At 43.7% G+C, this 19,073-nt stretch carries 18 protein-coding genes; 11 read left to right on the top strand and 7 right to left on the bottom strand.

Going from position 1 to position 19,073, the window contains the following annotated elements; all coding sequences use genetic code 11:
• Positions 1-30 precede the first annotated feature (30 nt).
• Positions 31-372: a helix-turn-helix domain-containing protein gene (locus Q0E19_RS01625; RefSeq protein WP_294406551.1), complete on the top strand. Its 342-nt coding sequence runs from the start codon at positions 31-33 to the stop codon at positions 370-372.
• A 58-nt stretch (positions 373-430) separates the two neighbouring features.
• Here the strand turns inward: Q0E19_RS01625 and xylB are convergent, their stop codons facing one another.
• The 4 genes from xylB to Q0E19_RS01605 form a co-directional block, all read right to left on the bottom strand.
• Positions 431-1,954 (bottom strand): xylulokinase, encoded by a 1,524-nt coding sequence (xylB, locus tag Q0E19_RS01620; RefSeq protein ID WP_294406549.1) that lies wholly within the window; start codon positions 1,952-1,954, stop codon positions 431-433.
• A gap of 256 nt (positions 1,955-2,210) precedes the next feature.
• Positions 2,211-3,014 (bottom strand): PfkB family carbohydrate kinase, encoded by an 804-nt coding sequence (locus Q0E19_RS01615; protein ID WP_294406546.1) that lies wholly within the window; start codon positions 3,012-3,014, stop codon positions 2,211-2,213.
• Positions 3,015-3,177: 163 nt separating this feature from the next.
• On the bottom strand, positions 3,178-3,357 hold the full coding sequence (locus tag Q0E19_RS01610) for a hypothetical protein (protein ID WP_294406544.1): 180 nt from the start codon (positions 3,355-3,357) through the stop codon (positions 3,178-3,180).
• A gap of 181 nt (positions 3,358-3,538) precedes the next feature.
• Positions 3,539-3,847, bottom strand: a complete 309-nt coding sequence (locus tag Q0E19_RS01605; protein ID WP_294406542.1) for a hypothetical protein — start codon at positions 3,845-3,847, stop codon at positions 3,539-3,541.
• A gap of 445 nt (positions 3,848-4,292) precedes the next feature.
• Between Q0E19_RS01605 and Q0E19_RS01600 the strand changes: the two genes are divergently transcribed.
• From Q0E19_RS01600 to Q0E19_RS01585, 4 genes are all read left to right on the top strand, one after another.
• Entirely contained in the window at positions 4,293-5,060 is a 768-nt protein-coding gene (locus Q0E19_RS01600; protein ID WP_294406540.1) for a DUF4261 domain-containing protein, read from the top strand.
• 24 nt (positions 5,061-5,084) lie between these two features.
• Positions 5,085-5,591, top strand: coding sequence for a C-GCAxxG-C-C family protein (locus Q0E19_RS01595; RefSeq protein ID WP_294406537.1), 507 nt, complete (start codon positions 5,085-5,087; stop codon positions 5,589-5,591).
• Between the two features lie 28 nt (positions 5,592-5,619).
• Positions 5,620-6,267, top strand: a complete 648-nt coding sequence (locus tag Q0E19_RS01590; protein ID WP_294406534.1) for an HAD family phosphatase — start codon at positions 5,620-5,622, stop codon at positions 6,265-6,267.
• Between the two features lie 229 nt (positions 6,268-6,496).
• Complete coding sequence (locus tag Q0E19_RS01585) at positions 6,497-7,471, top strand: aldolase catalytic domain-containing protein (RefSeq protein ID WP_294407018.1); 975 nt, start codon at positions 6,497-6,499, stop codon at positions 7,469-7,471.
• A gap of 161 nt (positions 7,472-7,632) precedes the next feature.
• On the opposite strand, the gene Q0E19_RS01580 is transcribed toward Q0E19_RS01585, so the two are convergent.
• The 3 genes from Q0E19_RS01580 to rny form a co-directional block, all read right to left on the bottom strand.
• Complete coding sequence (locus Q0E19_RS01580; RefSeq protein ID WP_294406532.1) at positions 7,633-8,181, bottom strand: NADH peroxidase; 549 nt, start codon at positions 8,179-8,181, stop codon at positions 7,633-7,635.
• 258 nt (positions 8,182-8,439) lie between these two features.
• The gene (locus tag Q0E19_RS01575; protein ID WP_294406530.1) at positions 8,440-9,999 is read right to left on the bottom strand and encodes an O-antigen ligase family protein; all 1,560 of its coding nucleotides are present in this window, start codon (positions 9,997-9,999) and stop codon (positions 8,440-8,442) included.
• A 156-nt stretch (positions 10,000-10,155) separates the two neighbouring features.
• On the bottom strand, positions 10,156-11,721 hold the full coding sequence (gene rny, locus Q0E19_RS01570; RefSeq protein WP_294406526.1) for a ribonuclease Y: 1,566 nt from the start codon (positions 11,719-11,721) through the stop codon (positions 10,156-10,158).
• A 429-nt stretch (positions 11,722-12,150) separates the two neighbouring features.
• On the opposite strand from rny, the gene Q0E19_RS01565 reads away from it, so the two are divergent.
• The 6 genes from Q0E19_RS01565 (at position 12,151) to Q0E19_RS01540 (ending at position 18,970) form a co-directional block, all read left to right on the top strand.
• Positions 12,151-12,330 (top strand): hypothetical protein, encoded by a 180-nt coding sequence (locus Q0E19_RS01565; RefSeq protein WP_294406524.1) that lies wholly within the window; start codon positions 12,151-12,153, stop codon positions 12,328-12,330.
• A 100-nt stretch (positions 12,331-12,430) separates the two neighbouring features.
• A complete protein-coding gene (locus Q0E19_RS01560) occupies positions 12,431-12,760 on the top strand; it encodes a hypothetical protein (RefSeq protein WP_294406521.1) in 330 nt (109 codons plus the stop codon).
• A 416-nt stretch (positions 12,761-13,176) separates the two neighbouring features.
• Positions 13,177-15,123, top strand: a complete 1,947-nt coding sequence (thrS, locus tag Q0E19_RS01555; protein ID WP_294406519.1) for a threonine--tRNA ligase — start codon at positions 13,177-13,179, stop codon at positions 15,121-15,123.
• Positions 15,124-15,213: 90 nt separating this feature from the next.
• The gene (gene putP / locus Q0E19_RS01550) at positions 15,214-16,767 is read left to right on the top strand and encodes a sodium/proline symporter PutP (protein ID WP_294406516.1); all 1,554 of its coding nucleotides are present in this window, start codon (positions 15,214-15,216) and stop codon (positions 16,765-16,767) included.
• Positions 16,767-17,081: a hypothetical protein gene (locus Q0E19_RS01545; protein ID WP_294406513.1), complete on the top strand. Its 315-nt coding sequence runs from the start codon at positions 16,767-16,769 to the stop codon at positions 17,079-17,081. The genes putP and Q0E19_RS01545 overlap by 1 nt, the downstream gene beginning before the upstream one ends.
• 11 nt (positions 17,082-17,092) lie before the next feature.
• Positions 17,093-18,970, top strand: coding sequence for an alkaline phosphatase family protein (locus tag Q0E19_RS01540; RefSeq protein WP_294406510.1), 1,878 nt, complete (start codon positions 17,093-17,095; stop codon positions 18,968-18,970).
• The last annotated feature ends 103 nt before the right edge of the window (positions 18,971-19,073 follow it).

Genomic DNA, 19,073 nt, shown 5'->3' with positions numbered 1-19,073 from the left:
TGTGAATAATAACGAAAATGAGGAAAGCGTATGAAAGATAATCTGTATTTATATCCAAATCTAGTAAGTGTACGAAAAAAATGTATGACTCAGAATGAACTTGCATCTATGATCGGTATTTCACAGCAGGAGATAAGCCGATATGAAAGTGGTGAAGTAAAAGCACCAATTAATTATATCTGCGATCTTGCCGATTGCTGCAAAGTCAGCGTAGACTATATTCTTGGACGTGACCCCCTGAATTCTGCCGATACACACAAAGATGATGATAAAGAAACCCTGCTTAAACTTTATAATAAGCTTTCAGATGTAAATAAAATCAAAATATTAGAACGCATGGAAACTCTTTTAGAGATACAGAGCAAAAAATAACTCTCCCTGTTAAAACAAGAAGAGTTATTTTTTATTTATTTTATACTTTATACTCAACTCACATCTTAGCCAGCTTAGCGAACTCGCTCTTGAGTGCAGGGTATATCTCCCTGTAAAGCTGATAATACTTTTCATACTCAGGAACGTTCTCTTCATTCGGCTGCTGTATCTTATCCGTCTTTACTACCGCAGCGCAAGCCTCAGGAACAGATGAATATATTCCCGCTCCAACAGATGCCAGAAGTGCAACGCCCAGTGCAGGTCCTTCCTTTGAAGATGCCGTCTTTACAGGGCAGTTGTAAAGGTCTGCAAGCATTGATCTCCACAGCGGTGAACTTCCTCCGCCGCCGCAAGCCATCATATCCGAAACATTTATATCCATTTCTCTGAATACCTCAACGCAGTCCCTCAGAGAATATGAAACACCCTCCATTACCGCTCTGAGCATCTCTCTCTTTGTGTGCATAGCTGAAAGTCCGAAGAAAACTCCTCTTGCGTCTGGGTCAAGATGCGGTGTTCTCTCGCCCATAAGATAAGGCAGATAAAGCAGTCTGTTTGCTCCCACAGGAACTTTTTCAGCCTCCTTATCCATAAGATAATATTCGTCAACGCCCATATACTTTGCAGTTTCCTTTTCAGCATTGCAGAAATTATCTCTGAACCATTTGAGTGAAAGTCCTGCGCCCTGTGTAACGCCCATAACGTGCCAACTGTTCGGTACAGCTGCACAGCAGGTGTGAACTCTTCCCTTAGGGTCGATAGAAATGTTTGAAGTGTGTGCAAAAACAACTCCCGAAGTGCCGATAGTCGTGAACGCCTTTCCGTCAACAGCAACACCTGTTCCCACAGCAGCCGCCGCATTGTCGCCTGCGCCGCCCACAACGATAGTACCTGCTTTAAGACCTGTCTTTTCAGCCATAGCTGCACTGACCTGTCCTGTTACCTCACATGACTCATATACCTTGCCCAGCATAGACATATCAATGTCAAGCGCCTCGCAAACTTCCTTTGACCAGCAGCGGTTAGGAACGTCCAGCAGCTGCATACCGCTTGCGTCCGAAACCTCAGTAGCGAACTCACCTGTAAGAATATATCTCAGATAGTCCTTAGGCAGCAGGATATGTCTGCACTTTTCATATATCTCAGGCTCGTTGTTCTTTACCCAAAGTATCTTTGCAGCAGTCCAGCCTGTAAGAGCAGGATTCGCCGTGATCTCGATAAGCTTTTCTCTTCCCAGCTTCTGATCCATCTCCTCGACCTCAGCAGCCGTTCTCTGATCGCACCATATGATAGATCTTCTCAGAACATTTCCGTCACCGTCCAGCATAACAAGACCGTGCATCTGACCTGAGATACCGACACCCTTTACATCGTCCTTAGAAACTCCGCTCTTAGCCATGACCGCCTTGATAGTTTCGATCATCGCATTAGCCCAGTCCGCAGGCTCCTGCTCCGCATAGCCGTTCTTAGGCTGATACATAGGATATTCGATAGTCACAGAAGAAATGACCGTACCCTTTTCATCGAAAAGGACAGTTTTAGTACCGCTTGTTCCGCAGTCAACACCGATTACATAAGCCATATTTTTAACTCCTTTATTTCAATATAAAAACGATTACATTTATTATACAATATTTCCGTCCGAATTTCAAGTACCTTTCCGCTTTTTTATAAAAGAAAGTCCGAAAGAGAATTGTCATTTCCCCTTTCAGACTTGTGATTTGCCTTTTGCCGCAAAAAAGCTTAAAATTGCGGCATTTTATTCGTAGTCGATCCTTTCAATTTTTAGCTGTAATCAACCATTCCACCACAGGCAAACTTAAGACCTCACCTCTCAATTAAAATCCGCCATAGTGCTTTAAAGTCTTTGCTGCTATTTCCGAACCTACTTTCATAGCTTTTACTATATCATTTTCAAGAATGTATGAGCAAACAAAACCTGCATGATAGCTGTCACCGCACCCTGTTGTATCGACTATCGTATCAACCTTTTCAGCCTGCACTTTAAATTCATTTCCCTTATAATAAGTAACACTTCCCTTTTCTGCAAGAGATATGTTGAACAGACAGCTGTACTTATCCGATAATTCTCTGAATTTAGGCAGCAGTTCTTCTGAGCCGCTTATCATAAAGAAATCAATATATGGTGCAAGCCGTTCCATAACGTCAAGATCTCTGTATACATCAAAATCTACCGCAAGCTTAAATCCAAAGGATTTTTTCAGTTCAACCACCTGATAAAAGCAGGAAGCCCAGAAATGAATAAAAACTACATCTGACTCAGATAATATTCTGATCTCGGTATCATTCAATATAATATCATCAAGTATTTTGCCGTTCCATGAATCTTCTTTGTAATACCTGTCACCATCAGACGTAAGATAAGTCATATTATTTGCAGTCTGATATCTTTCATCGATCCGAATAAATTCTTTATCAATATCAAGATCTGATATTGAATCCATTATTACCTCTGCATACCTGTCCTTCCCAATAATACCGAGAAGCGTAACATCAATGTCCTTAAAGCATGATGCATGAGCCGCAAAATTCAACGCTTCTCCTCCCGGTCTGATTATGTCTGTACCGTCAAAAACATCAGCACAAATACACGGAAGCGCAGTAAGTTTGACTTTTTCCATTATATTACCTCACAACTCCTTATCTCTCATTATCCCCATTATACCCCCGCACACCCAGCCTGTCAACCGACCTCCTGCATATATGCATATCCTGCATAAAAAAGCCACAGCACCTCCGAAACGGAATTGCTGTGACTGAAACTACTGTATGCGTGAAAACTTCCTACGCCTCCGCCTTTTCCAGCAGGAAATATTCCTCCCTGCCGCTGTTGACGAACTCTTTTATCTTCCAGCCGCTGTTTAGCAGCATATTCATCTTCTCTATGCGCTGAAATCTGTCCGTTGTCGGAATACTGGCATCTCCGTTTTCATTTCCCTTTGAGATATAAAAAATCTTTTCCATATCCTTTTTTCTCTCTTCTTTCCCATTGCTGATAGTATAAATTTTATATTATATATCAATTATACAATACCCTCAGAGGAAATTCAATGACGCTTTGGAAAATTAACTTTGTTCTAACTCTTTTTATGTTTAATGAATTAAGCTAAATACTCTGTCCCGTGAACTGAAATATTTTCTGAAATTACTTTCTCTTTTTGGCTAATATCGCTACCACAGCCACTACGACCACAACTCCCCCTGCAATGCATACATAAAGCGATGCATTCGGGTCATCATGCCTTGCCGATACCTTTGAACCGCTGACCGAGCTTACCTCATTCGCCGCCGCTTCCGTAACATTCGTGCCGTTAGTATCGTTCTGAGCCGTTATCTGTACTCCGCCCACATTTCCCTCAGCGTCGTTCACCACCTGAGCGGAGCATACCCCCGCCATACAGCATACCGCAGCCGCAGCAGCGCATATGCCCGCAGAAATTCTTTTAAATCTCATATATAAAATATATCCACGCACCGGCTCAGCCATATCCGAGTGTGCATGGAGATCCTCCGTTTCAGATTTTATAAGCCGTCAGAACGACGGCTTTCCCTATTGTTAATTATACACTTTTTCACAGTCTGCCGCAAGTCATATTCTTCACAAAATTTGCATACCGCCTCACAGCATATTATACAACAGCACCGTCCCTTGTACCGCCGTAATTGTTAAAAAAGATAATAAAAAACAACTTTCTAACACCTCATACCGTCCATATCTATGCATAATTTGTTTTCCCTATCCGTTTTTATATTATTGTATGTCCTTTCTATATATTCCATTGTCCGCACTTTACCTGCCCATTGCCGCCGCCCTCCTCGGTTGACTAAAATATGAAGATATGCTATACTGTTATAATAGCTTTAATGATAATATTTTAATGCAGAACGGAGTATGTATTATGTCAGATATAAAAAATCCAAGTGAAAATAATGAAACCAAAGAGGGAAATGTCCTTGCAGGCTTTGTCCTCTATAAAGATGCAAATATGGATTGGGCAAGATTTAAAAAGTCCCTCCGTGAGGACTGGAATATCGTCTGCGATGACGAAGTAAAGGATAACGCTATCGTGTTCAGAGTCGGCGATATGGTCGTTGCCTGCTCCCTTATGCCTAACCCTGTACCAAATAAAGAGGCTGAGGAGTCCGCAAAGAACAATATCCTCTGGAAAGACGGCGTTAAAGCCGTTTCCGCTCATCAGGCACACGTTATGCTCGCCGTAATGAATAAGTTTGACCCACTCGAACAGGCTCTCCTCTTTGCTAAGGTGGCATACAGCCTGCTCAAACTCAATAATTCTATCGGCATCTATAAAAATCCTACCGTCTATGAAAGAGATTTCTACCTCGGCTTTGCCGAAACTATCAAGGACGGCGAATATCCTATGCCTATCCTCATCTATGCAGGTATGTACCTCGCAAAATCAGGTATCTGCGCATTCACTTCCGGTATGAGATTTTTCGGCAAGGAAGAGCTGGAGATAATCGACAGCAGCAAACAGCCTAACGAGGTAATAAGCTTTCTCTACTCTATCTCCGAGTATGTCCTCTCCGAAAATGCCGTGCTTCAGGACGGCGAAACTATCGGTTTTACCGAGGATCAGAAACTCCCTATCAAAGTCAGCGCAGGTGTAAGCGTACCCGGTACTACTATAAAGATAGGCTACTGATCTTTCAAAGGCAGGTAAGATAAAATGTGCAATAAATGCGATATATTCGATAAAAAGCAGGAAAAATCCGCCCTTGCAAGAGAGTATTTCTTTAAAGGCTATAACTGCTCCCAGTCCGTCGCCGCCGCATGGTGTGACGAAATGGGGCTTGACCTTAAAACTGTCCTTAAAATCTCCAGCGGATTCGGCGCAGGCATCGGCAGAATGAGAGAGGTCTGCGGTGCTTTTTCGGGAGCTGTCATGGTGCTTGGTATGCTCTACGGAAATATAAACGGCTCTGACCCCAAAGCTAAGGGCGAAAACTATGCCCTCGTCCAGCGTTTTGCAAGGCGTTTCAAAGAGGAAAATAATTTCGACTCCATAATCTGCCGTGAAATGCTCGGACTGAGCGGTCCTGATAAGCCTATGCCCGAAAAGCGTACAAACGAATACTATAAAAAACGTCCCTGCCCCGACCTTATCGCAATGTCGTCCGGTCTGCTATGCGAATTTGTGTACGCAGATAAAAACAGCACAGCAAAACAGGACTAAAGGACTAAAATAACAAAGGATACATATAATGAGTTTTACAGATTTCAAAGGCGCAGTTTTCGACTTCGACGGCACTCTTGTCGAGTCGAATTATGTGTGGAGCGAGATAGACAAAAAGTTTCTCGGCAAGCGTGGCATAGCTGTCCCTGCCGACTACTTCAAAGCCGTTTCCGCCATGAACTACCGTGCCGCCGCCGTTTATACCAACCGGCGTTTCTCACTCAATGAGAATATAGAGGATATAATGCAGGAATGGGTCGATATGGCTGAGTATGAGTATGCAAACAACGTTCAGCTCGTCAGCGGAGCGGATAAATACTTGAAACTTCTTAAAAGCAAAGGTATAAAAATATGCCTTGCCACCGCCTCTTCAAAAGAACTTTACGAACCCGTTCTTAAACATCATGGCATATATGAGCTTTTTGACGCTTTCACCACCACTTCCGAAGTTGAAAGAGGGAAAGGCTTTCCCGATGTCTATGAGCTTGCGGCAAAGAAAATATCCCTCCCGCCCAAAGACTGCGCAGTCTTTGAAGATATAATCGAAGGCATAAGAGGTGCAAAAGCAGGCAGCTTTACAGCCGTCGCCTGCCTTAACAGCCATTATATAGCCGACTGGCAGCAGCTTAAAGCAGAGTCGGATAAATTTTTCTCAGATTATAGCGAACTCATGTAATTTTTAGGCAATGTAATTTCAAAATGGTATTGCCTTGTACAAAACTGTCGGTGTATTTCATCGGCAGTTTTGTTATATGTGACGAAATTTTGCATATTCGGTAAAAAAATATCTTCTCCGCTTGCAAAAAACGATCAAGTGTGCTATAATCACTTTAGTGATTTAAAGCTGACAAGATTTAAAGCTTGCAAGCTTTAAATCGAAAGTAATATGGAATGGAGAATGAATGATGAAAGAAATTTCTAACCTTATGAACTACCGCTCAGGCGTAAAGGTAATAGACGCAACACTTCGTGACGGAGGTCTTGTTAATGACTTCTATTTTTCCGATGAGTTCGTTCACGACCTCTACCTCGCTAATATCAAAGCAGGCGTTGATTATATGGAGTTCGGCTATAAGGCTGATAAGGAAATGTTCGATGTAAATAAATTCGGCAAGTGGAAGTTCTGTAACGATGATGATATCAGAGCCGTTGTCGGCGATAATAATACCGACCTCAAGCTTGCTGTTATGGCTGACGTAGGAAGATGCAACTATAAGGACGATATTCAGGAAAAGAGCAACAGCCCTGTTGACCTTATCCGTGTTGCAACATACCTCAACACTATCCCTTCCGCAGTGGATATGATCGAGGATGCAAAGAAAAAGGGCTATGAAGTAAGCTGCAACATTATGGCTATCTCAAATGCCCAGAGCGACGACCTCAAAGTTGCCCTTGATATCCTTGGAAAGTCACCTGTTGACGTTCTCTATATCGTAGACAGCTACGGCGCACTCTACCCTGAGCAGATCGCAAGGATCGCAGATACATATATGGAGGCTGCCGAAAAGTACGGCAAGAAGATCGGTATCCACGCTCATAACAATCAGCAGCTCGCTTTCGCCAACACTATCGAGGCAGTAGGCGACGGAGTTGACTGGCTGGACGCTACCTATGCCGAAATGGGCAGAGGTGCAGGCAACTGCGCTATGGAGCTTCTCTTAGGCTTCCTGAGAAATCCTAAGTACAATACATACCCTGTAATAAAGTTCATCGAAGACCATATGAGAAAGCTGAAAGCTGACGGTATTGTATGGGGTTACGATCTCCAGTACCTTATGACAGGACTTCTCAACCAGCACCCAAGAACAGCTATCGCCTTCACAAAGGAGAACAGAAAGGATTACACTGAGTTCTATAAAGAAGTCGTAGCAATGGACTAATCAAACTAGTCAAACAAATCAAGTCATTTCAATGCAAATTTCTTATAAATTTCTTTCCCCGACGGCGGACAAAATGTCCGCCGTCATTCTTTTATCTTAATATAGCAAAAAACGGCTGCCGTGATCTCTCACCGCAGCCGTTCATTATTTATGTTCTTAAATTATTTGCCGAAGTATCTGTCGTACATACCCTTGAAAGCGCAGCCGTGTCTTGCCTCGTCCTTTGCCATCTCGTGTACTGTATCGTGGATAGCGTCATAGCCAAGCTCCTTTGCTCTCTTTGCAAGTACGAGCTTACCCTCGCAAGCGCCGTTCTCAGCCATGTATCTCAGCTCAAGATTCTTCTTTGTTGAAGGTGTTACTACCTCGCCGAGAAGTTCAGCGAACTTTGCAGCGTGCTCAGCCTCTTCATAAGCTGCCTTTTCGTAGTAAAGACCTACCTCAGGATAACCCTCTCTGTATGCAACTCTTGCCATTGCAAGGTACATACCAACTTCTGAACATTCGCCGTTGAAATTATCTCTCAGACCCTGAACAACTTCCTCGTCCAGTCCCTGTGCAGAACCTACCTTATGCTCGTCTGCCCATGTGATCTGCTCGTCCTCTACCTTGTTGAACTTTGAAGCGGGAACGCCGCACTGTGGACATTTCTCAGGAGCTGTTTCGCCTTCATAAATATAACCGCATACTGAACATACAAACTTTGACATAATTTTTGTCCTCCTTGTTATCATTTTTTGTTTTTAGATTTTGATTGTTTTCATTAATTCTTTCAGCGCCGTTTCCTTTGCTGTGATTAAAGTATACCACAAAGGTATACATTTGTCAATACCTTTACGGCATACAAACTATTAAAATCTCGCCGCCTGTTTTTGTATACTTTGACTAACTTTAGATAATGCCGCTGACCGCTGCAAAAGCCTATGCATAAGCAAGGGCGACCTATGGCCGCCCGTTTGCTGATATTTTTACTTTTTCGATTCTTTCGATTTTTCCGATTTAAGCACCCCTGCACCGCTCCATACAAGACCGAGCATGATGTAAAGATAAAGAGTCGAGTTCACCCATGAGGTGTTGAAGAAAGCCTGTATAAGGTAGCAAAGCACAGCCGCCGATGCCGCACAGACCGTCCAGTCCGTTTCGCCGCCGATAAAACGCTTTATGCCCTTTGCCATTTTCACAACGCTCACCAGCAGGAAAATGCCGTATGCTATCAGACAAGGTATTCCTCTCGATGCCGCAAGGTCAACATATTCATTGTAAAATCTGTCTGTGATAGTTCCGCAGGCTGAGTATTCATAAGACAGATTGTCAGGACCTGTTCCAAGCATAGGATTTTGCTGTGCAACATACATTCCGTCATCACGAAGATATGTGTAAATGTCCTTTTCAGTGTCTTCACTGTCCTCACGACCAAGATATGTTATCGAACGCATTACAAAGCCGTCTGTGAAGATAACCTGCTCATCTCTGAAGTCAGCCGCACCTGTACCGAAAAGTATACCGCCGCAAGCGCCCGATACAGCCATTATGATAACTGCAAAAATAACAGCCGATCTTTCCTTTTTCTTTACCGCACCTATGACCGCAAGCACAAGTACGATAACAGCCGCCGCAATGATGCCTATTACCGCAGGCTTTACCCTTGTAAGGCAAGCCGCCGCAGCCATTACAGGAGCAGCGATAGTGTAAAGCACTCTTCTCTTCTTGTTTTCATCAAATGCCGCACCCGCAGCCGCACAGGCAAAAGCAACTGCAAGAACAGCCGCCAGAGCGAACGGGCTTGTGGCAAATCCGCTTGCCGCCCTGCTGTGAGTGTAAATACCTGTTATCTGCGATATTCCGCCGTCATAATAAGCAGCGTCATTTAAAGAATAAAATGAAGGGTCTGTTCCCGGTCCGACATAAAGGTATTCAAAGAAATTTTTCATTGCCGATGATGTCGCAGGAACAGCCTGCAAAATTCCCACCGCAGCCTGCACAAAGCCTGTGCCGACAACGAGATCCATTATCCTTATCTTTCTGTTTGCACTGTGTACAGCAAAAGCTACCGCAAACAATCCGAAATATCCCAGTATAGTGATAATTCCCTCATGCCTGCCCAGATAGCCGAGAACAGCCGTGTAAAGATTTAAAGATGTGATACACGACGCAGCCGACAGCAGCATTACAGCCAGCGGAGCAAAAAGCGCCTTGTTGTCTTTTAAAACCACCTGTTTTTTGGAGCAGGCTATCATAAAAATAAGATAACCCACAAATCCCAGCAGCATTACAGCCGCACCTGCATAGAAAATAAAGTTCTCGCTCAGATAATGAACCGAGCCGTCCTCAAGGGTGTATTCCTCCACCGTCTGAGTAAAATACGCAGGTATCGCCGCAATGGCAGTTATGATGACCGCAAGTATAATGTAAACACCGCACATTTTCTGTGCGCCGTCAGCAGTCATATTCAAAATAAAATCCGATTTTTCAGATGACCCGAACAGATGCTTATGACCTTTGTTCGGTGTATCTTCCTTTTTAGCCATAGACTTATCCTCCGATCCGTCTTTTGATATCTTTCATATAAAAACAGCGGACAAACTAAAAAATTTGCCCGCTTTTTTATTCTTTAAATATTTTTGAGTATAAAAGTGATCTACAAAGTAATTTACGTAGTGATTACTTTGTAATCTACTTTGTGGTTACTTTGCGTACTCGACCGCTCTGCTCTCACGGATAAGATTTACCTTGATCTGTCCAGGATAATCCATTTCCGCTTCGATACGCTTAGCGATCTCTCTTGCAACGATTATCATCTTTTCATCGTTGATCTTCTCCGGCTGAACCATGATCCTTACCTCACGGCCTGCCTGTATAGCATAGGATTTCTCTACTCCCTCATAAGAAGTACAAATTTCCTCCAGCTTCTGAAGACGCTTGATATAGTTCTCATAATTCTCGCTTCTTGCCGCAGGTCTTGCCGCAGAAATAGCATCGGCAGCCTGTACGAGAGCCGCAACGACTGTACGGGTCTCAACGTCGCCGTGGTGAGCCTCGATAGCGTGGATAACGTCAGGGCTTTCCTTGTACTTTTTACATACGTCAACGCCTATCTGAACGTGTGAACCTTCTATCTCATAGCTGAGGGCCTTACCGATATCGTGGAGCAGTCCTGCTCTTCTTGCAAGGTTAGCGTCAACTCCCAGTTCGGAAGCCATCATACCTGCGAGATGTGCGACCTCAATAGAGTGATTAAGCACATTCTGGCGGTAGCTTGTACGGAATCTCAGACGGCCGATAAGCTTGATAAGCTCATGATTAAGACCATGCACGTTGGTTTCGAGAACAGCTCTTTCGCCCTCCTGCTTGATCTTGAGTTCGACCTCACGCTTAGCCTTTTCGACCATTTCCTCGATACGGGTCGGATGGATTCTTCCGTCCTGTATAAGTTTTTCAAGAGCGATCCTAGCGACCTCTCTTCTTACCTGATCGAAGCAGGATATCGTAATAGCCTCAGGAGTATCGTCGATGATAAGGTCAACGCCTGTAAGAGTTTCGATAGTTCTGATATTTCTGCCCTCACGTCCGATGATCCTACCCTTCATCTCGTCATTAGGAAGTGTAACGACTGAAACGGCGGTTTCAGATACCTGATCCGCAGCGCATCTTGCGATAGCGAGCGAGATATACTGTCTTGCCTTGGCATCACATTCGTCCTTGATCTGCGCTTCAAAGTTGGAGATCTTGACAGCCTTTTCGTGAACGAGATCGCCGTCGAGCTGTGAAAGCAGCTGCTCCTTAGCCTGTTCGGCTGTGAGCTGTGAGATCTTCTCCAGCATATCCAGCTGGGATTTCTTGATCCTTTCGGCTTCCTCCAGTTTTTTGTCGACAGATTTCAGCTTTCCCTGAAGGCTTTCTTCCTTTTTCTCCAGATTATCCAGCTTACGGTCAACAGATTCTTCCTTCTGCTGGACTCTGCGTTCCTGTCTTGAAACTTCGATTCTTCTTTCTTTAAGCTCTTTTTCAGTTTCCTGGCGGGACTTATGTATTTCGTCCTTTGCTTCGACTAAAGCTTCTTTTTTAAGGGTTTCAGCGTTCTTTTTAGCGTCCTCTACGATTCTGTCCGCTTCTTTTTCAGCCGAGCCCATCAATGCTTCAGCTGTTTTTTTACGATGATCTTCACCCATTTTAAAACAAACAAGTCCGCTTACAACTGCGCCAAGAAAAAGAGCGACTATACACAAAACTATTGCCATTCCAATGCTCATGTGTAGTCATTCCTCCTTCTTAGAAAGTATGGGGAAAATCTCAGTAAAAAAGCACAGCTGTCAAAAAAATGATCCATTCAGAAAACTCAGCCATGCAAAAATATTAACTTATGATCTTACCCCACCCGATATTAAATTGTAAAGATACAAATCAGCAAAATTGATTTTATAATAATCACTATTCATCGCCCATTGGCGTAGCTCATATAAAAAATTATAATGCATATTATTATTGTATAATAAATTGTTCTAATTGTCAAGGCATTTTTTAGTTAATTACACAAAAAAATTATAATATTTACTATGGCGGAGCAATTCCCTCTTGACAAAGGCTGAGAAGGGTGATAAAATTAAATTCAAGCGCAGGGAAAGTTCTCTGCGGACAATTTAAGATGATAAAACTATGACGGGGAAGTCTGTTTACGGTATTTGATCTTACAGAGAGTGCTGCGGCTGCTGAAAGCGGCACATTTCAAGGTAAATGGAACACCGCCCCTGAGTGCGTTCAATACACGCCGCAGGTCTGCGTTAAAGGCTGTCAACGAGGCTGAGATATTCATTATATATTTCGGTGAAATTGGGTGGAAACACGTTTACAACGTCCCATAGGAGCGAATCGCTTCTATGGGATTTTTTATTGCATTATATTTTTCATTTTTTCATTCGCTAGTGGCTTAGGTGTTTACAATGCTGAGGGGGTGTTGATACTATGAAAGTCAGAAAGGTTCTGGCGATCATTTGCTATACAGTATGTTTAGCTGCATACGCTGCGGCCGGGTATGTATCATACATATCCTACTGTGGAGAGATATCATACAAGCTTGGATTTCTTATTTTTCTCCCCATATGGATAGTGACATACTGGTTCTCGACATTTTTCTCTCAGCTTATTGAGAAAAAGGGGAACGACGGCAGCACTTGGCTGATAAAGAAAGCACCGAGGAAGGTACTTAGCATCATATCAAATCTTTTAAGTTTTGCTTTACTTGCTTTCTGGGGATATGTTTACGTTATGGAATATTTACTCAGCACTAGGTAGGTTGAGGGTGCTTGGTTTATAAATTTGTATGAATTTATAAGTTTGAGCGTTGCTTGAATTGTGGGTTTGAAGGTTTGACAGTGCAAGGGGCAAGCCCTTGCAGGGTAATGAGTGCGATAGGCGAGTAAGGAGCAGCCCTCTATCGCAGGGCTTGCCTAAGTCAACTGCCGTAGGCGTTGACTTTTCACCCTGTGCGGAGCTCCTCCGTAGGGGATTTCGCTCCTGCGGGAGCGACTTAAGGCTCTGCCTTAAGAATCTGCAACCCCTTTTGAAAAAGGGGTTGATCCTAAAACTTGCTTTGTGCTATACCTACTTTGTATATATTTTTATTAATGTGACTCATTTTTTAGTTTGTTAGTTTATTATAGGCTTTGGCTTATTTATATTTGAAATTATTTAAAATGGAGGAATAGAAAATGATCAATCTTAAACTTAAAGACGGTTCTATCCGTGAAATTGAACAGGCTATGCCTGCAAGCGAGATTATTAAAGACATCGGTATGGGTCTTTACAAGGCTGCTTGCTGCGTTAAGATCAATGGTGAGGTAAAGGATCTCAGGACTATTATTGATTCAGACTGCGATTTTGAAGTTATGACTTTTGATTCAAAGGCCGGTAAGGAAACTTTCTGGCACACTGCTTCTCATCTTATGGCTCAGGCTGTTAAAAATCTTTACCCTGAGGCTAAGCTTGCAAGAGGTCCTGCTACTGAAACAGGATTTTACTATGATTTTGAGGTTGCAAAGCCTTTCGCTCCTGCTGACCTTGACAAGATAGCTGCGGAGATGAAAAAGCTTGCTAAGGAAGGCTTTGCTCTTGAAAGATTTGAGCTGCCTGCTGACGAGGCTCTCAAGCTTATGGAAGAGAGAAATGAAGATTACAAGATCGAGCTTATCCACAAGCATGATGACAAGGGTGAAAAGCTTTCATTCTACAAGCAGGGCGATTTCGTTGATCTTTGCGCAGGTCCGCACCTTATGAGCGTTGCTCCTGTAAAGGCTGTAAAGCTTCTGTCATGCACAGGTGCATACTGGGGCAAGGCTGAGGACGGAAAGCAGCTTTGCAGAGTTTACGGAACTGCTTATCCAAAGGCTTCGATGCTTGAAGAACATCTCAAGGCAATGGAAGAGGCTAAGCTTCGTGACCACAACAAGATAGGACGTGAGCTTGAATACTTCACAACTGTTGACTGCATTGGTCAGGGACTTCCTGTTATGCTGCCAAAGGGTGCGAGAGTTATACAGCTGCTCCAGAGATGGGTAGAGGACGTTGAGCAGGCTCACGGCTGTCAGCTCACAAAGACACCGCTTTTCGCTAAGCGTGATCTTTACAGGATATCAGGTCACTGGGATCATTATCTTGACGGAATGTTCATTATGGGCGATCCGCACGATGAAGAGAAGGAATGTTTTGCGCTGCGTCCGATGACTTGTCCGTTCCAGTATCAGGTATTCCTTAACAGACAGCGTTCATACAGAGATCTTCCTATGCGTCTGACAGAAACTTCGACGCTTTTCAGAAACGAGGACAGCGGTGAGATGCACGGACTTATCCGTGTAAGACAGTTCACTATTTCAGAGGGGCACTACATTCTCCGTCCGGATCAGCTGGAGGACGAATTCAAGGGTTGTCTGGAGCTTGCGAAATACTTCCTTGAAACTGTTGGTCTGCTGGAGAACTGCACATTCAGATTCTCACAGTGGGATCCTGCTAACCCGAAGAACAAGTACGAGGGTACAAAGGAGCAGTGGGAGCACGCACAGGCTGCAATGAAAACTATCCTTGACGACATCGGTCTTGATTATGAGATCGGTATAGATGAGGCTGCATTCTATGGTCCTAAGCTGGACATTCAGTACAAGAACGTATACGGCAAGGAGGACACTATCGTTACTATACAGATAGATATGCTGCTGGCTGAGAAGTTCGGTATGTACTATATTGACAAGGACGGACAGAAGAAGCTGCCTTACATCATTCACAGAACATCACTTGGCTGCTTTGAGAGAACGCTTGCTTATATGCTGGAGCATTTCAACGGTGTACTTCCTCTGTGGCTGGCACCGGAGCAGGTAAGACTTCTGCCTATCAAGCCTGAGCACGTTGAATACGCTCAGAAGATAGCAGACAGGCTCACTTCTATGGGTATGAGAGTTACTGTTGACAGCAGAGATGAGAATATCGGTCCTAAGATCAAGGCTGCAAGACTTGAAAGGATCCCTTATATGTTCATTATCGGCGACAACGAGGTAAGCTCGAACACGGTTACTGTACGTTCGAGAAAAGAGGGCGAGATGCCTGCTATGCCTGTTGACGACATCGTTGCAAAGCTTGACGAAGAGGTAAGGACAAAGGCTAAGTAAGGACGGATAAGAACATCAGACTATCCCCGCACAGGAGGGGCAGGACCGCAAAAGATTCTGCCCCTTTAATTTTGATTTTGGAGGAAAAATATGACGTCAACAATGATATGGACTCTTGCTGCATTTGTGGTATATCTGCTGGGTATGCTGCTTATCGGTGCGACTTACATGAAAAAGAACAAAAACTCGGAGGACTTTTTCCTCGGAGGACGTGGGTTATCGGGAGCGGTAGCCGCTTTATCTGCTCAGGCATCGGATATGTCGGGCTGGATGCTCATGGGACTTCCGGGAACGGTATATGCTTTGGGAACAGGACAGATATGGATAGCTATTGGACTGCTTATCGGAACGATACTGAACTGGATGCTTGTTTCGGGCAGGCTGAGAAGATACACTATCAGAGCGAACAATTCTATCACGCTGCCGAAATATCTTGAAAACAGATTTCATGACAAAAACAAGATACTGCTGGTAGTATCTTCGATCGCTATCGTTATTTTCTTTACGGTTTACACGGCGTCTGCACTTTCTTCGGGCGGAAAGCTTTTCAACTCCGTTTTCGGCATTGACTACAAGATATGCCTTACTATCGGTGCTGTTGTAATACTTGCTTACACATTTATGGGTGGATTTATGGCGGTATGCATCACAGACTTTATACAGGGTATGCTCATGCTGGTAGGAGTTATCACTATCCCTATCATTGCGGCTGTACTTGTTGGTGCAGGAAACATTATGGACAACATTGCGGCTACGGGTGTAAATGCAGAGCATTTTCTCAACGTAATGAACACAGGTGACGGAGAAAAGTTCTCGGCGGTAGACATTATCTCACAGCTTGGCTGGGCGCTTGGTTACTTCGGAATGCCTCACATACTGGTAAGATTCATGGCTATCAGAGATGAGAAGGAACTGAAGAAGTCAAAGTTCATCGGCTGCGGCTGGTGCGCTATATCACTTGCTTTTGCCTGCTTTATCGGCGTTATAGGAAGAGCATATCTCCCGCTTTTGGCTGAGGGCAAGTCGGAGAACGTATTTATCGAGATGATACAGAGAGTATTCAACAAGGACATAGGCATACCATTTATCGGCGGAATTTTCCTCTGCGGTGTTCTGGCAGCTATAATGTCAACGGCTGATTCACAGCTGCTTGTAACGGCATCATCTGTATCTGAGGATATTTACCACTCACTTATAAACAAGAAGGCTGACAACAAGAGGGTACTTCTTGTGAGCAGAATAACGGTTCTCTGCATTGCGGTAATAGCTTATCTTATTGCGCTTGATCCTAAATCAAGCATTATGGGACTTGTTTCAAACGCATGGGCAGGACTGGGAGCGTCATTCGGACCGATCGTACTTATGTCACTTTACTGGAAGAGGACAAATCTTGCCGGAGCGGCGGCAGGCATTGCAGGCGGTGCGGCGACTGTACTTTTATGGGATTATCCGAAGATCATAGGTGGACAGACCATTGCGGAAGCAACAGGACTTTACTCACTTGTATCGGGATTTATCGTTTCGATACTCCTTATAGTTATCGTAAGTCTTGCGACGAAAGCGCCTGATGAAGAGATACTGAAAGAATTCGAGGACGTACAGAACAGAGTGAACTGCGGCTGTGACGAGGGAACTGAGGCATAATGGGACTTTTTAAAAAGAAGCAGGCAGGAACACCGCTGAAAGAGATAATGACATATCACGGCAAGCGGCTGAGCTATGTGGTAGAGCGTTTCGGCGGTGATGAAGAGGTCATCGGCAGGACGGGCGGAATATCCGTTGACGAGGCGAACGGAAAGCTCACCATAGTATGCGACGGAAAGCCTGTGGCGGATCTGTCGCTGGAGGGGCTTATATGTGCGGAGCTTATGAGCCACAACGGTGCTGACATAAAGGGAAAGGATCACGTTACAGGGAAACAGAGGCATATCGTTGCGCATTATTCGGCAAGGAAATAGGGGGCAAACACATGACTGAAAGGTTTAAAAAGTGGAATGACCGTGTGTCTGAAACCACAAAGGACATAAAGATAAAAAACTGGTTTCCACTTTTATTATACTTATGTGCATATATAATAACAGATCTTTTTATGATGTATGCGATATTCAGAAATCCATATATTTCAGTAGACTCATATCTGAGGAGAATGATTTTTTCAAATCTTTTTCTGCTGTCATCATTTATATTTATGTTCGGCAAGAAAACATCGGCGATACTTTTTGCGGTATCTGAGCTTTTGTTTATCGTATATGGTTTTGCGCAGATGTGTTACAGCCACGCAAACAAAACGCTGTTCAGGATATCTGCAATTTTCTCTGCTAAGGAAGGCACAGGATTTGCAGGGAGCATAATGTCAGAGATAAGCACAAAAGTAAAGATCGGGTTTATAGTGCTTATCATACTGACGGCGGTGGTCACATTTGTTACGCTGAAATTCTCATCACCTCCTGAAAAGGGATTTGCGAGAAAATTCAAGTACATAGTAAACGGAATAATATTTGCGGCATCTCTCACTGTCGTACTGCTCATACCTTACTTTCTGTCTTCGGGAAGAATGGACAATTACGGCAGTTTTGACAAATACAATTACATTAATTTTCTTGACGCCACCACACTTTTCAAGCGAAAAGATCTTTTCACCTGTCTTGAACGTGACATTGTATGCACTGTAAAACAGCAGTTTACGGCAAGCGACAGTGTGGAAAACATCAACAACTACTTTGAAAAAAAGCAGCCTCATCAGGACAATGATATGACGGGGATATTTAAAGACAAAAATCTTATCGTTGTTCAGATGGAGAGCCTTGATTACAAAGGCATAACTGCTGAAAACTGTCCGAATCTCACAAAGTTCATGGAGGAGGGAATAAATTTCAAGAACTTTTACTCCTCACGATTCGGAAACACATTTACGTTCGGAACGGAAACGGCTATAAATACAGGACTTTTTGCTCCGTCTGGTGCGGTGCTTTCAACGGATTATGTGGAAAATTCATTCCCGTACTCGCTGGCATCAATGTTCAAGGCTGACGGATACAGCGCAAATGAATTCCATTTCAACACGGCTGACTACTACAACCGAGGTGTAATGAGCAAGGTTTTCGGATTTGACAACTACATAGAATTTGAAAAATATGCAGAAAACAAAGATCAGCTTTTCGAGGTGGATGACACGGTCGTAACGGACAACGGGCTGTACAATGAGCTTACAAAGAACGACAAGTTCCTTGACTACATTGTAACATACAGCGCACATCTGCCTTATTCGATCTACGATACTGTATACCTTGAGGCGATAAACAGACATCCTGAGCTTAAAACGGACGATCTTTATGACAAGCTTTCAATATACCGTGCAAAGGCTTCACTTACAGACGATATGGCAGGAGAACTGGTGGAGCGGCTTGAGCAGGACGGACTTATGGAAAACACAGTTATACTGTTTATAACAGACCATTTCTGTGCGGATCTTGCGGACAATGACGTAAGCGAGGCGCTTATATCCAACACGCCATGCTTTATTTACGCAAAGGGTATCGAACCGCAGACGGTGGAGAAGGTATGCAACACAAGCGACATTCTCCCTACGCTCATAAATCTGTTCGGCATGGAGAACTGCGGAAAGTACATAGGCAATGATATTTTTGACGACAGCTATGATGGATATGCCTGCTTCCAGAATCTTTCCTGGATAACAAATGACTTCTACTACTCAGGCGGCAGCATAGCAAAGAACTACACTGACGCTGTGGCAGATGATGATTTCATTGAGAAGATGAACGAGATGGTCAGAGAGAGGATAGACATAAACAATCAGATACTTTTCAACGACTATTACAAACAATAATAAAACACCGCACAGGCTTGATAATAAAAGCTTGTGTGGTGCTTTTTTGTTGGTAGAATTTTTATGCGTATGGGGTTTAATTGCGGGGAAAAATTTTTGTGGG

This window comes from uncultured Ruminococcus sp. (assembly GCF_934476685.1).
Classification (GTDB): domain Bacteria; phylum Bacillota; class Clostridia; order Oscillospirales; family Ruminococcaceae; genus Hominimerdicola.
The sequence above is the reverse complement of the archived record's forward strand: the minus strand, read 5'-3'. Positions and strand labels throughout refer to the sequence as shown.

Excerpts from the sequence above, each read along its gene's own strand:
- Q0E19_RS01600 (WP_294406540.1), top strand. The coding sequence starts at position 4,293 with ATGTCAGATATAAAAAATCCAAGTGAAAATAATGAAACCAAAGAGGGA.
- Q0E19_RS01615 (WP_294406546.1), bottom strand. The coding sequence starts at position 3,014 with ATGGAAAAAGTCAAACTTACTGCGCTTCCGTGTATTTGTGCTGATGTT.
- Q0E19_RS01540 (WP_294406510.1), top strand. The coding sequence starts at position 17,093 with ATGACTGAAAGGTTTAAAAAGTGGAATGACCGTGTGTCTGAAACCACA.
- putP (WP_294406516.1), top strand. The coding sequence starts at position 15,214 with ATGACGTCAACAATGATATGGACTCTTGCTGCATTTGTGGTATATCTG.
- xylB (WP_294406549.1), bottom strand. The coding sequence starts at position 1,954 with ATGGCTTATGTAATCGGTGTTGACTGCGGAACAAGCGGTACTAAAACT.
- Q0E19_RS01625 (WP_294406551.1), top strand. The coding sequence starts at position 31 with ATGAAAGATAATCTGTATTTATATCCAAATCTAGTAAGTGTACGAAAA.
- Q0E19_RS01610 (WP_294406544.1), bottom strand. The coding sequence starts at position 3,357 with ATGGAAAAGATTTTTTATATCTCAAAGGGAAATGAAAACGGAGATGCC.
- Q0E19_RS01580 (WP_294406532.1), bottom strand. The coding sequence starts at position 8,181 with ATGTCAAAGTTTGTATGTTCAGTATGCGGTTATATTTATGAAGGCGAA.
- thrS (WP_294406519.1), top strand. The coding sequence starts at position 13,177 with ATGATCAATCTTAAACTTAAAGACGGTTCTATCCGTGAAATTGAACAG.
- Q0E19_RS01575 (WP_294406530.1), bottom strand. The coding sequence starts at position 9,999 with ATGGCTAAAAAGGAAGATACACCGAACAAAGGTCATAAGCATCTGTTC.
- Q0E19_RS01595 (WP_294406537.1), top strand. The coding sequence starts at position 5,085 with ATGTGCAATAAATGCGATATATTCGATAAAAAGCAGGAAAAATCCGCC.
- Q0E19_RS01590 (WP_294406534.1), top strand. The coding sequence starts at position 5,620 with ATGAGTTTTACAGATTTCAAAGGCGCAGTTTTCGACTTCGACGGCACT.
- Q0E19_RS01560 (WP_294406521.1), top strand. The coding sequence starts at position 12,431 with ATGAAAGTCAGAAAGGTTCTGGCGATCATTTGCTATACAGTATGTTTA.
- Q0E19_RS01585 (WP_294407018.1), top strand. The coding sequence starts at position 6,497 with ATGAAAGAAATTTCTAACCTTATGAACTACCGCTCAGGCGTAAAGGTA.
- Q0E19_RS01605 (WP_294406542.1), bottom strand. The coding sequence starts at position 3,847 with ATGAGATTTAAAAGAATTTCTGCGGGCATATGCGCTGCTGCGGCTGCG.
- Q0E19_RS01545 (WP_294406513.1), top strand. The coding sequence starts at position 16,767 with ATGGGACTTTTTAAAAAGAAGCAGGCAGGAACACCGCTGAAAGAGATA.
- rny (WP_294406526.1), bottom strand. The coding sequence starts at position 11,721 with ATGAGCATTGGAATGGCAATAGTTTTGTGTATAGTCGCTCTTTTTCTT.